Consider the following 13,005-nt stretch of genomic DNA (forward strand, 5'->3'; position numbering starts at 1 on the left):
ATCGTCGGGATGTATCGAGTCGATACATCAGCACGACATAAAGACCGTCACGGCACCCGGAGCGGCATCCGCCGGCCCGGGTCGCGGCAGAGAGGAGGCGACGTATGGGCCGGCGTTCCGGGATCCTTGAGTTCGCCGTACTCGGTCTGCTTCGCGAGTCCCCGATGCACGGCTACGAGCTGCGCAAACGACTCAATACGTCACTGGGTGTCTTCCGCGCCTTCAGCTACGGGACGCTCTACCCCTGCCTCAAGACGCTGGTCGCCAACGGCTGGCTGACCGAGGAACCGGGGAACACCAGCGAGGACGCCCTGGCCGCTCCGCTCGCGGGGCGCCGCGCCAAGATCGTCTATCGGCTGACGGCGGAAGGTAAGGAGCACTTCGAGGACCTGCTCTCCCAGACCGGCCCCGACACGTACGACGACGAGCACTTCGCCGCGCGCTTCGCCTTCTTCGGGCAGACGTCGCGGGATGTGCGCATGCGCGTGCTGGAGGGCCGCCGCAGCCGGCTGGAGGAGCGCCTGGAGAAGATGCGTGCCTCCCTCGCACGCACCCGGGAGCGCCTCGACGACTACACCCTCGAGCTCCAGCGCCACGGGATGGAGTCCGTGGAGCGCGAAGTGCGCTGGCTGAACGAGCTCATCGAGAGCGAGCGGGCCGGGCGGGACCTGAAGGGTTCCGCCGCCGGGGGGACCGCTCAGCAGGACACCACACAGGGAGCGACGGGCGGCCTGCCCCGGTCCGGGGATCCTTCCCGGCCGGATACGCCCGGCGACACCGCCACGTGAGGTCCCGTCGGGGCTTCACCGAGTACACACAGGGAGCAACCGGAATGGGTTCGGTTCGCGTAGCCATCGTCGGTGTGGGCAACTGCGCCGCATCGCTGGTGCAGGGCGTCGAGTACTACAAGGACGCCGACCCGGCGTCCAAGGTCCCGGGCCTGATGCACGTGCAGTTCGGCGACTACCACGTGCGGGACATCGAGTTCGTCGCCGCCTTCGACGTCGACGCGAAGAAGGTCGGCCTGGACCTCGCGGACGCCATCGGCGCCTCCGAGAACAACACCATCAAGATCTGCGACGTCCCCTCCACCGGCGTGACGGTGCAGCGCGGCCACACCCTGGACGGCCTGGGCAAGTACTACCGCCAGACCATCGAGGAGTCCGCCGAGGAGCCGGTCGACGTCGTCCAGGTCCTGAAGGACAAGCAGGTCGACGTCCTCGTCTGCTACCTGCCCGTGGGCTCCGAGGACGCGGCGAAGTTCTACGCCCAGTGCGCCATCGACGCCAAGGTCGCCTTCGTCAACGCCCTTCCGGTCTTCATCGCCGGCACCAAGGAGTGGGCCGACAAGTTCACCGAGGCCGGTGTGCCGATCGTCGGTGACGACATCAAGTCGCAGGTCGGCGCCACCATCACGCACCGCGTCATGGCGAAGCTGTTCGAGGACCGGGGCGTCATCCTGGACCGCACGATGCAGCTGAACGTCGGCGGCAACATGGACTTCAAGAACATGCTCGAGCGCGAGCGCCTGGAGTCCAAGAAGATCTCCAAGACGCAGGCCGTCACCTCCCAGATCCCCGACCGGGACCTGGGCGAGAAGAACGTCCACATCGGCCCGTCCGACTACGTGGCCTGGCTGGACGACCGCAAGTGGGCCTACGTGCGCCTGGAGGGCCGCGCCTTCGGTGACGTCCCGCTGAACCTGGAGTACAAGCTCGAGGTCTGGGACTCCCCGAACTCCGCGGGCGTCATCATCGACGCGCTGCGCGCCGCGAAGATCGCCAAGGACCGCGGCATCGGCGGCCCCGTGCTGTCCGCGTCCTCGTACTTCATGAAGTCCCCGCCGGTGCAGTACTTCGACGACGAGGCCCGCGAGAACGTCGAGAAGTTCATCCGCGGCGAGGTCGAGCGCTAAGCCGCGCCGAACGCTCCTGCCAGGGCCGGAAGGGTCCCCGAGGCGATTGCCCCGGGGACCCTTCCGTATGTGAGGCTGTGCCGCATGGCCGTCGTCCGTGACCTGAGCACGCTGCTCCGATTGAGGGACTTCCGGCGTCTGCTCGCGATACGGCTGCTCTCGCAGGGTGCCGACGGCGTCTACCAGGTGGGGCTGGCCCCCTACGTCGTCTTCTCACCGGAGAAGCAGGCGTCCCCCGCCGCGGTCGCCTCCGCGATGGCGGTGCTGCTGCTGCCCTACTCCCTCGTCGGGCCGTTCGCCGGTGTGCTGCTGGACCGCTGGCGGCGCCGCCAGGTCTTCCTCCACGGCAACCTGGTGCGCGCGGCGCTGGCGGCCGCCACGGCCGCGCTGATGGTGGCCGCCGTCCCGGACTGGCTCTTCTACGTCTCCGCGCTGTGTGTCACCGCCGTGAACCGCTTCGTCCTGGCAGGACTGTCCGCAGCGCTGCCGCGCGTGGTCGATGCCGAGCGGCTGGTGATGGCGAACTCGCTGTCGCCGACGGCGGGCTCGCTGGCCGCGTTCGCGGGCGGCGGCCTCGCCTTCGTGCTGCGTCTGGTGGGGGCGGACTCCGACGCGGCCGTGGTGCTGCTGGGTGCCGCCCTGTATCTGTGCGCCGCCCTGGTGTCGCTGCTCATGGCACCGGAACTGCTGGGTCCGGACCGGGGCGTGGTGCGGCCCTCGCTCGGCACGGCCCTGACGGGTACGGCACGGGAGCTGACGGCGGGCATGGCGCACCTGATCGCGCCGCCGCACAGGACGGCCGCCCGGGCACTGACCGCGATGTCACTGATGCGCTTCTGCTACGGCGCGCTGACCGTGATGCTGCTGATGCTGTGCCGCTACGGGCTGACCTCGGACACGGGGGAGGGACTGCGCCTGCTCGGGCTGGCCCTGGGGTTCTCGGGAGCCGGCTTCTTCGCCGCGGCCGTGGTGACCCCGTGGGCGGCCGGCCGGCTCGGCCCGGTGCGCTGGATCGTCGTGTGCGCCCTGTCGGCCGCGATCCTGCAACCCGCCCTGGGCCTGCCGTTCGCCGTGGGCCCCCTGCTGGTCGCGGCCTTCGTGCTGGGGCTGACCACCCAGGCGGCGAAGATCGCCACGGACACGGTCGTGCAGTCCACGGTCGAGGACGGCTACCGCGGCCGGATCTTCTCCGTGTACGACGTGCTGTTCAACGTCGCCTTCGTGAGTGCGGCGGGCGTCGCCGCCCTGATGCTGCCGCCGGACGGCCGCTCGGCCGCGCTGGTGGTCACGGTCGCCGTGATCTATGCCGTGGTTGCGGCCGGCATGGGCCGGTTCGTCCGCCAGTAAGTGTCACATCAGTGACACAGACCTCCTGGAGGACACCGGGCTGTCAGCGGGGGCCTGTAGCTTACGTGGGTCTTATGTCGACGCCATGTCCGCGTCATCCTGCCTACGTTCCACAGGGGGACTCCCACGTGACCACTCCGCCGCCGCCCCAGGGCCAGAACCCGTACGCCCAGGCGCCCACCGCTCCCCTGGGGCAGCAGCCCGGCCAGCCGGGAGTCGCGCAGCAGCCTTACCCTCCGCAGCAGTCCTATCCGCCGCAGCAGCCGTACGCGCCCTTCCCGCAGCAGCAGGGCGCTCCCCTTCCTCCGCCGCCCGCACCGGCCGGCAAGCGTATGGGCAAGAAGGCCGTCCGGATCGTCGGGGCCATCGTCGTCGCCGTCATCGTGGCGCTCCTGAAGTTCGGCGCGGGATGGTTCCTGACGCGTGACGACGCGGAGACCACCTCGGTGGGTTCCTGCATGCACAACGAGGGCACCATGACCAAGCCGGACCTCAACGAGGTCGACTGCTCCTCCGGTGAAGCGCAGTACACGGTGGTGCAGAAGTTCGACGGCTCCACCGACGAGGACAAGTGCCAGAGCGTCGCCGACGCGACGATCTCCTACGTCCAGTACGGCGGCGGCCATGACGTGGTGCTCTGCCTGAAGGAAACCAAGTAGCGGGCGGACCGGTCTCCGCCGAGGGGCAGCAGTCACGCCGAAGGGGCGGTGTTTCACGTGAAACACCGCCCCTTCGTGGTCACGTTTCACGTGAAACATGACGCGCCGTTGTCCGGCCTCAGCTCTGCTCGGCCCACCATTCCTTCAGGGCCGTCACCGCCGCGTCGTGCCCCATCGGGCCGTGTTCCAGGCGAAGCTCCAGCATGTGCTGGTAAGCGCGGCCGACGGCCGGGCCCGGCTTGATACCCAGGATCTCCATGATCTGGTTGCCGTCGAGGTCCGGACGAATGGCATCCAGCTCCTCCTGCTCCTGCAGCTGAGCGATGCGCTCTTCCAGGCTGTCGTAGGCACGGGACAGCGCGGCCGCCTTGCGCTTGTTCCGGGTGGTGCAGTCGGAGCGGGTCAGCTTGTGGAGGCGGTCCAGGAGCGGGCCGGCGTCGCGGACGTAGCGGCGGACCGCGGAGTCCGTCCACTCCCCGGTGCCGTAACCGTGGAACCGCAGGTGCAGCTCCACCAGGCGCGAGACGTCCTTGACCAGCTCGTTGGAGTACTTCAGAGCCGTCATGCGCTTCTTGGTCATCTTCGCCCCGACCACCTCGTGGTGGTGGAAGGAGACCCGGCCGTCCTTCTCGAAACGGCGTGTGCGCGGTTTGCCGATGTCGTGCAGCAGCGCGGCGAGGCGGAGGGTGAGGTCGGGGCCGTTGTCCTCCAGCGCGATCGCCTGCTCGAGGACGATCAGCGTGTGGTCGTAGACGTCCTTGTGACGGTGGTGCTCGTCGCTCTCCAGGCGCAGGGCGGGCAGCTCGGGCAGTACCCGGTCGGCGAGCCCCGTGCCGACGAGCAGGGTCAGGCCCTTGCGCGGGTGGGCCGACAGGATCAGCTTGTTCAGCTCGTCCCGTACCCGCTCGGCGGAGACGATCTCGATGCGTCCGGCCATCTCCTTCATCGCCGCGACGACCTCGGGGGCCACCTCGAAGTCGAGCTGGGCCGCGAAGCGTGCGGCCCGCATCATGCGCAGCGGGTCGTCGGAGAAGGAGTCCTCGGGCGTCCCGGGGGTGCGCAGCACACGCGCGGCCAGGTCCTCCAGACCACCGTGCGGGTCGATGAACCTCTTCTCCGGCAACGCCACCGCCATCGCGTTGACGGTGAAGTCCCGCCGGACGAGGTCTTCCTCGATGGAGTCGCCGTACGACACCTCGGGCTTGCGCGAGGTCCGGTCATAGGCCTCGGACCGGTAGGTGGTCACCTCGATCTGGTAACCCTGCTTCTGCGCGCCGACCGTGCCGAACGCGATCCCGACCTCCCACACCGCGTCCGCCCAGGGCCGCACGATCTTCAATACGTCCTCGGGGCGGGCGTCCGTCGTGAAGTCCAGGTCGTTGCCGAGCCGACCGAGCAGCGCGTCCCGGACGGAGCCGCCGACCAGGGCGAGAGAGAACCCGGCCTCCTGGAAGCGGCGCGCGAGGTCGTCGGCGACGGGGGCCACACGCAGTAGCTCGCTCACCGCGCGCTGCTGCACCTGGCTCAGGGCAGGGGAAGTGTCATCGTTGGCGTTCGGCACAACAGAAAAGGGTACGTGGCCCGGCCCCTCGGGCAGGACTGCTTTCCCCGGCGCCCGCCTCCCTCTCCTCAGGAAGGTTGATCCTTCCGCGCAGAAGGGGCCGAACCGAAAACAGAAGGACGTATGCGCCGCATCGGCTGACGTAGATCGCGTAGATGGCGTAGGGGAGCGAGACCACCTCTTTGTGGCGCACCGCACATCATCCGTGGATAGGGGGATATGCAGGACAGCAGGGATCGCCCGCTGATCTTGTGACCGCCTCCGCGGCACTTCCGCTCCGCGCGCATCGTTACCATGCCTGGACGCACATTCCGACGACCACTGACGACGAGGGACGGGCGAGCGCGTGGCCGAGGCGGCAGACTTCCAGGGGACCAGTCCCTCACCTGCCCGTCGCTGGCTGCGGCGGGCCGGGGCCCTGCTCGCCGGCGCGCCCCTGCTGGCCGGTCTGCTGCAGCTGCCCGCCGCCACGTCCGCGCACGCCTCCGGGCAGGATGCCGCCCGGGCCGCCTCCGGTTCGCGCACCGTGGCCGTCTCCCTCGACTCGCTCAGCCCCAGCGCCCCCTCGGACGGCGACACGCTGACGGTCTCGGGCACGGTGACCAACAAGGGCAAGCAGCCGGTCACCGACGCCCATGTGGGTCTGCGGGTGGGAGAGCACCTGGACACCCGCTCCGCCATCGACGAGGTCGCCGAGCGCACCGGCTTCGACCCCGCGGCCGACGGCGGCGAGATCGACGGCAAGTACGTCCAGAAGTTCGACCAGCTGTCCCCCGGCGTCGCACAGCACTTCAGCATCTCCGTGCCGGTCGGCAAACTGCACCTCGACGCGGACGGGGTGTACGAGTTCTCCGTCTCGCTCTCGGGCCGGACCTCCTCCCAGCCCTGGGAGCAGGTCCTGGGCATCCAGCACACGTTCCTGCCCTGGCAGCCCGGCGAGGCGGACACCAAGACCAAGACGACGTTCCTGTGGCCGCTGGTGTCGAAGGTGCACATGACGGCGGAGACGGGCCCCGGCGCACAGCAGACACCGGTGTTCCTCAACGACGACCTCGCCAAGGAGATCTCCCCCGGCGGCCGGCTGGAACGCATGCTGACGCTGGGCAAGGACCTCGACGTCACCTGGGTGATCGACCCGGACCTGCTGGCGTCCGTCGACGCCATGACCCGCAACTACCGCATCCAGAGCGACGCCGACTCCACCCCTGTCGCCGGCACCCACCAGGCGGTGGCCAAGCAGTGGCTCGCCGAGCTGCAGCAGGCGGTGGCGGGCAAGGAGGTCGTGGCGCTGCCGTTCGCCGACCCGGACCTGGCCTCCCTCGCCCATCACGGCACGAGCGTCACCGGCTCGCTGAGTCAGCTCAAGGACGCCACCGACGTCGCCGCCGGCACGGTGGAGACGGTGCTGCACGTGACACCGGACACGGATTTCGCCTGGCCGGTGGACGGCGCCGTCGACCCGTCGATCATCAGGGTCGCCACCTCCGCGGGCGCGGACAAGGTCATCGCGCGCAGCGACAGCCTCCAGGAGTCCGACGGCCTGACGTACACGCCCTCGGCGGCTCGCCCGATCGGCGCGGGCACCACGGCGGTCGTCGCCGACGCACGGCTGTCGACGGCCTTCGAGGGCGATCTGTCGCACGCCGGTGACGGCACGCTCGCCGTGCAGCGGTTCCTCGCCCAGAGCCTGGCGCTCAACGATCAGACGAGCAAGCAGCGCAGCATCGTCGTCGCCCCGCAGCGCATGCCCAGCGCGAGCCAGGCCCGGGCCATGGCGCAGGCACTGACCGCCTTGCAGCAGAGCACCTGGTCGGAGTCCCAGGACCTGTCCGCGGCCGCCAAGGCCAAGCCGGACCCCGGTGCCACGACCAGGGTCCCGTCGGCCTCGGACTACCCTTCCTCGCTGCGCAAGCAGGAACTCAGGCGGCCCGCCTTCGAGGCGATCGCTAGGACCCAGGACAAGGTCGACAACTTCAAGGTGGTGCTCACCTACCCCTCGCGGGTCGTGACGCCGTTCGGCCGGGCCATGAACCGCGAGATGTCGACGTCCTGGCGGGGCCGTGACGACGCGGCGGAGAACTTCCGCGACGGCGTGGAGGCATACCTCGACGATCTGTCCGACGAGGTCAAGCTGATCGACAAGTCGGAGACCAAGCTCTCCGGACACAGCGCCACGATCCCCGTGACCGTCCAGAACAACCTGGTGCAGGGCGTCGACCACCTGGTGCTGCGGCTCACCTCGACCAACCCCACCCGCCTCAAGATCGGCGGCGGCGCCTACGACGAGCAGCCCATCACCGTCTCGGGCGGCCACAGCCAGTCCGTGAAGTTCACCACGTCGGCCAACGCCAACGGTCCGGTGACGGTGATCGCCCAGCTGTACACGCAGGACGGCCAGGAGTACGGCGCTCCGGTCACCTTCGACGTCAAGGTCACCGAGATCACCGCGACGGTGATGCTGGTCATCGGCGGCGGCGTGCTGCTGCTCGTGCTCGCCGGCTTCCGCATGTACACCCAGCGCAAGCGCGCCGCAGCCCGGCAGGACGCGGAGCCGGCGCAGGAGACGCAGGACGCGCAGGACGCCCACGGCGCCGAGGACGGTGCCGAGGACCCCGGCGAGTCCGGCCCGGCCGCGTCGTCCGGACCGGAGCACGGCACCTCGCACCACCCGCAGCGCCCGGAGAACCCCGAAGCCACCGCCGAACGTCTCCCGAAGGAGTCGGGCACCCGCACCCGGGCAGACGCCTCCGAGCAGCCGAGTGACCGGGCACCGGACACCGCAGCGGGAAACGCCGACCCGTCCGGCACGGGTGAGAAAGTGGACCGTTGAGGATGTCGTGGCCGCAGGGGCCCGGGACGATGAGGTGGGGTAAGCATGAACGCGCCGTACGACGGTGACCGCGGCCAGGCCGTGGGCGGCTCGGGCCACCCCGACGCGCCGCCGCCCGGGCACGGCCAGGTGCCGCACCAGCCCCCGGCGGACGCGTACCTCCAGGACGCCTACGCGGAGGATCCCTACCGGGCGCAGGACCTCACCGCCCAGGACCCGGTCGGGCGGCACGGTCGGACAGGGCCTCGCCGACCGGGTCCTGGGCGGCGAGGGCCTGCGCCCGGGAGGGACCCTCCGCGTAGGCGTCCTGGAGGCACGCGTCCGCCGGGGGCTGGTGCGGCACCTGGCCGCGCCCGGGCGGCGGCGCGTCGGGGTGGCCCGAGCCGCATCTGAGATCGATCACCGTTACACAGTTACTCTCTGACGTGTGTTTGTGTATATGTCACCTTGTTCTCTATTATCCCTCTTTTTTTTGTTTTTTTAAAGCAGAAGTTTTTTTCTAGCAAGCAGAAGACGGCATACGGGTTTTCTGCCTGTCTGGTGGGCTCGGAGAGGTGTATAAGGGCCAGACCCCCGCGTGTGGGCCCGGACCCCGCCCCCGGAGCCGTCCGGGGCCACCCAGTACCTGCCGTACGGCGAGGACCCGCGCACCACGCAGTTCGTGGGCGTCGACGACCTGGTCAGCAACTCCGGCGAGGAGCAGCACCAGCCGGACGCCTTCGCCCACCTGTTCCGGGACCAGCAGCAGGGCGGGTATCAGGACCCCCGCCAGAACGGATCCGCCTCCCCCGGGCCGAACGGCTACGGGAACGCTCAGCTGGGCGGCTACGGGGAGCCTCCGCAGAACGCCTACGGAGAGGCACAGCAAGGCGGCTACGCGGAACCGCAGCAGGGCGGCTATGCGGACCCCCGGCAGAACAGCCACCAGGACCCCGCACAGAGCGGCTACCAGAACCACGGGCAGCACTACGGCTACGACCCCCGCCAGAGCGGTTACCAGCCCTCCGCCGCGCACGGCTACCAGCCCCCGCAGGAGACGGGCGGACGCCCGCCCATGGACTTCCCGCCGGTCGCCGGTCCCGGATCCGTCCCGGCGGCCGGCCAGGGCGCGGCGGGACCGTACGCGCCCACCGCGGGGGGAGCCGAGACGGTTGCGCTGACGTCCGTGGCGACCGCCGAGCCCGCTCCCGCGCCGGCGAAGAAGGGCGGGAAGGCCGCGGGGCTGCTGAAGTCGAGCGCCGTGATGGCGGCGGGCACGATGGTCTCGCGCCTGACCGGCTTCATCCGCTCGGCGATGATCGTCTCCGCGCTCGGCGTCGGTCTGCTCGGCGACACCTTCCAGGTCGCCTACCAGCTGCCGACGATGATCTACATCCTGACCGTCGGTGGCGGCCTGAACTCCGTGTTCGTGCCGCAGCTCGTCCGGGCGATGAAGGAGGACGACGACGGCGGCGAGGCGTACGCGAACCGGCTGCTGACCCTGGTCATGGTCGCCCTCGGCGCCCTCACCGTCCTCGCGGTCGTGGCGGCGCCCCTGTTGATCAAGCTGCTCTCCCCGTCCGTGGCCGGCGATCCGGCGGCCGACCAGGTCGGCATCACCTTCGTCCGCTACTTCGTGCCCTCGATCTTCTTCATGGGCATCCACGTGGTGATGGGGCAGGTCCTCAACGCGCGCGGAAAGTTCGGCGCGATGATGTGGACGCCCGTCCTGAACAACATCGTCATCATCGTCACGCTCGGCATGTTCATCTGGGTCTACGGCAGCGCCGCGGACTCCGGCATGAAGGTGTCGACCATCCCGCCCGAGGGCCAGCGGCTGCTCGGCGTCGGCATCCTGCTGGGCCTGGTCGTCCAGGCCCTGGCGATGATCCCCTACCTGCGGGAGACCGGCTTCCGCCTGCGGCTGCGGTTCGACTGGCGGGGGCACGGGCTCGGCAAGGCAGCGGCCCTCGCCAAGTGGACGCTGCTGTTCGTGCTCGCCAACCAGGCCGGCAACATCGTCGTCACCCGGCTGTCCACCGCGGCCGGCACGAGCTCGCCCGTGGACGGCACCGGCTACGCCGCCTACGCCAACGCCCAGCTGATCTGGGGCCTGCCGCAGGCCATCATCACCGTCTCCCTGATGGCCGCCCTGCTGCCGCGGATCTCCCGCTCCGCCCACGAGGGCGACGCCGGCGCCGTCCGCGACGACATCTCCCAGGGCCTGCGCACCACGGCCGTGGCGATCGTGCCCGTCGCCTTCGGCTTCGTCGCGCTCGGCATCCCGATGTGCACGCTGATCTTCGGGACCTCCGGCACCAGCGAGGCCACCAACATGGGCTACATGCTGATGGCCTTCGGTCTCGGCCTCATCCCGTACTCCGTGCAGTACGTCGTCCTGCGTGCCTTCTACGCCTACGAGGACACCCGGACGCCCTTCTACAACACGGTCGTCATCGCCGCGGTCAACGCGGGCGCCTCGGCCCTGTGCTACTTCCTGCTCCCGGCCCGCTGGGCGGTCATCGGCATGGCCGCCTCGTACGGCATCGCCTACGCCATCGGCGTGGGAGTCGCCTGGAACCGGCTGCGCAAGCGGCTCGGCGGCGACCTGGACGGCTCGCGCGTCATGCGGACGTACGCACGGCTGTGCATCGCCTCCGTACCGGCGGCCGCGCTCAGTGGCGCGGCCTGCTACGGCATCGGCCACACGCTCGGGCAGGGCGTGGTCGGCTCGTTCGCCGCGCTGCTCGCCGGTGGGGTCCTGCTGCTCGGGGTCTTCTTCGTCGCCGCCCGCCGCATGCGCATCGAGGAACTGAACTCGCTCGTGGGCATGGTCCGCGGACGGCTGGGGCGTTGAGACAGGGGTAGGCGCACAACCATCGTCCGTGGCTGCGTGTCGTGCATAGCAGCGGACTGTGGGCACAATTGGTTTCGGCGTCGGACAGCGCGCGATGATCGCGATCATGGGGAGGCAGGAGCGACGGTGGCGGAACGGAGCACGGCTGCCGTCGACGTGGCTGACACCAGCGGTGACAAGCCGCTGACCGCCGAGGCGGAGGCCACGGCCGACGGTGTGGCCCAGAACCGGGAGCGGGGCACGGACAACGACGACGCGCAGGGCAGCGGCGGCAGCCAGGTTCCCGGCCGGAAGACGACACCGCCCGAACTGCACAGCGGCCACAAGCTCGCCAGACGCTACCGGCTCGAAGAGTGCGTCACCCGTCTGGACGGATTCAGCAGTTGGCGAGCCGTTGACGAAAAGCTCCGTCGTGCCGTCGGCGTGCACGTCCTGCCGGCGGACCACGCGCGCGCCCGCTCCGTGCTGGCCGCCGCCCGCTCCTCCGCGCTGCTCGGCGACCCCCGCTTCGTCCAGGTCCTCGACGCCGTCGAGGAGAACGACCTGGTCTACGTCGTCCACGAATGGCTGCCCGACGCCACCGAGCTGACCACGCTGCTGTCCGCCGGCCCGCTGGAACCGCACGACGCCTACCAGTTGGTGAGCCAGGTCGCCTCCGCCATGGCCGCCGCCCACCGTGAGGGCCTCGCCCATCTGCGGCTCAACCCCAACGCCGTGCTGCGCACCTCCACCGGCCAGTGGCGCATCCGCGGCCTCGCCGTGAACGCGGCGCTGCGCGGCATCAGCTCCGACACGCCGCAGCGCGCCGACACCGAGGCCATCGGTGCTCTGCTGTACGCGGCGCTGACCCAGCGCTGGCCGTACGAGAACGACGCCTATGGTCTGTCCGGCCTGCCCAAGGACCTCGGCCTGATCGCCCCCGACCAGGTGCGCGCCGGCGTCCACCGCGGCCTGTCCGAGCTGGCCATGCGCGCCCTCGCCAACGACGGCGCGACCGCCTCCCGCCACGAGGCTCCGTGCACCACGCCGGAGGAGCTGGTGAAGGCGATCAGCGAGATGCCGCGCATCCGCCCGCCGGAGCCCGCGTTCACCGCCCCTCCGGATTACCAGAGCACGTCGTACCAGCAGGGCACCTACGGCCGTCCGTCGGCGCTCCCCGGCGTCACACAGCCGGTGCCGGCCCCGCCGCCCCCGCTGCAGAGCCGCACCGGCAAGGCGCTGAAGTGGGCCGTCTCCGCCCTCCTCATCGCCGCGCTGGGCCTGGGCAGCTGGCAGCTGGCCGACGCCCTGATGGACCAGGGCGGCAAGTCGAGCAAGGACAGCCAGACGCAGACGCAGGACGGCAGCGACAAGAAGAACGACCAGCACAAGCCGTCGCTGCCCATCGGCATCCAGGCGGCGCAGGAGTTCGTCGCCAAGGGGGACGCCCAGCACCCCGGCGATGTGGCGAAGACCTACGACGGCAACAGCTCGACCTACTGGAAGACCAACACGTTCGTCGACGGCCCGGCGCTCGCGCCGTACAAGCCGGGGGTGGGCATCGTCTACGACCTCGGCTCGGCGAAGGACCTCGCCACCGCGTCCGTGGGGCTGCGCTACAGCGGCGACCACACCACGGTCGAGCTGTACTCCGCCGACTCCCTGACGCCGCCGTCCCTGGAGTCGATGCAGAAGATCGGCAGTGTCACGACGAGCGGGAGCACGGCGACCGTCAAGGTCACCAAGCCGGTGAAGACGCGGTACGTCCTGGTCTGGCTCACGGCTGTGCCCTTCTCGGGCGACGACCCGAGCGCGTACTCGCGTGCCGGCTACAAACAGGCCGTCACCGAAGTGAAGTTCACGGGCTGACCGCTCACC

General features: G+C 70.1%; 9 protein-coding genes and 1 pseudogene. 8 read left to right on the top strand and 2 right to left on the bottom strand.

What is annotated here, in order from left to right:
* The first annotated feature begins 104 nt into the window (after window positions 1-104).
* The 4 genes from GV126_RS17665 to GV126_RS17680 all read left to right on the top strand — a co-directional run bounded on the left by GV126_RS17665 (window position 105) and on the right by GV126_RS17680 (window position 3,921).
* Entirely contained in the window at window positions 105-788 is a 684-nt protein-coding gene (locus tag GV126_RS17665; protein WP_159667720.1) for a PadR family transcriptional regulator, read from the top strand.
* A gap of 44 nt (window positions 789-832) precedes the next feature.
* Window positions 833-1,915 (top strand): inositol-3-phosphate synthase, encoded by a 1,083-nt coding sequence (locus tag GV126_RS17670; RefSeq protein WP_028421269.1) that lies wholly within the window; start codon window positions 833-835, stop codon window positions 1,913-1,915.
* 84 nt (window positions 1,916-1,999) lie between these two features.
* Entirely contained in the window at window positions 2,000-3,262 is a 1,263-nt protein-coding gene (locus GV126_RS17675; RefSeq protein WP_159667723.1) for an MFS transporter, read from the top strand.
* Between the two features lie 128 nt (window positions 3,263-3,390).
* Window positions 3,391-3,921: an LppU/SCO3897 family protein gene (locus GV126_RS17680; RefSeq protein ID WP_185947329.1), complete on the top strand. Its 531-nt coding sequence runs from the start codon at window positions 3,391-3,393 to the stop codon at window positions 3,919-3,921.
* Window positions 3,922-4,039: 118 nt separating this feature from the next.
* Here GV126_RS17680 and GV126_RS17685 read toward each other — a convergent pair whose 3' ends face one another.
* Window positions 4,040-5,482 carry a CCA tRNA nucleotidyltransferase gene (locus GV126_RS17685; RefSeq protein ID WP_159667729.1) on the bottom strand — a complete coding sequence of 481 codons (1,443 nt, stop codon included), beginning with the start codon at window positions 5,480-5,482 and terminating at the stop codon, window positions 4,040-4,042.
* 346 nt (window positions 5,483-5,828) lie between these two features.
* On the opposite strand from GV126_RS17685, the gene GV126_RS17690 reads away from it, so the two are divergent.
* Complete coding sequence (locus tag GV126_RS17690; RefSeq protein ID WP_159667732.1) at window positions 5,829-8,312, top strand: DUF6049 family protein; 2,484 nt, start codon at window positions 5,829-5,831, stop codon at window positions 8,310-8,312.
* 45 nt (window positions 8,313-8,357) lie between these two features.
* A pseudogene (locus GV126_RS37675) lies at window positions 8,358-8,538 on the top strand (hypothetical protein); the annotation flags it as partial.
* Here GV126_RS37675 and GV126_RS17695 read toward each other — a convergent pair.
* Window positions 8,515-8,715: a hypothetical protein gene (locus tag GV126_RS17695; RefSeq protein ID WP_438947882.1), complete on the bottom strand. Its 201-nt coding sequence runs from the start codon at window positions 8,713-8,715 to the stop codon at window positions 8,515-8,517. The pseudogene GV126_RS37675 and the gene GV126_RS17695 sit on opposite strands and share 24 nt — an antisense overlap.
* A 174-nt stretch (window positions 8,716-8,889) precedes the next feature.
* Between GV126_RS17695 and murJ the strand changes: the two genes are divergently transcribed.
* Entirely contained in the window at window positions 8,890-11,148 is a 2,259-nt protein-coding gene (murJ, locus tag GV126_RS17700; RefSeq protein ID WP_236570038.1) for a murein biosynthesis integral membrane protein MurJ, read from the top strand.
* A gap of 126 nt (window positions 11,149-11,274) precedes the next feature.
* On the top strand, window positions 11,275-12,996 hold the full coding sequence (locus tag GV126_RS17705) for a protein kinase family protein (protein ID WP_159667735.1): 1,722 nt from the start codon (window positions 11,275-11,277) through the stop codon (window positions 12,994-12,996).
* Window positions 12,997-13,005 lie beyond the last annotated feature (9 nt).

Source organism: Streptomyces mexicanus (genome assembly GCF_902506575.1).
GTDB classification, from domain to species: Bacteria; Actinomycetota; Actinomycetes; order Streptomycetales; family Streptomycetaceae; genus Streptomyces; species Streptomyces mexicanus.

Bases quoted from the DNA above. Each gene is read 5' to 3' on its own strand.
- GV126_RS17665 (WP_159667720.1), top strand. From the start codon at position 105: ATGGGCCGGCGTTCCGGGATCCTTGAGTTCGCCGTACTCGGTCTGCTT.
- GV126_RS17670 (WP_028421269.1), top strand. From the start codon at position 833: ATGGGTTCGGTTCGCGTAGCCATCGTCGGTGTGGGCAACTGCGCCGCA.
- GV126_RS17675 (WP_159667723.1), top strand. From the start codon at position 2,000: ATGGCCGTCGTCCGTGACCTGAGCACGCTGCTCCGATTGAGGGACTTC.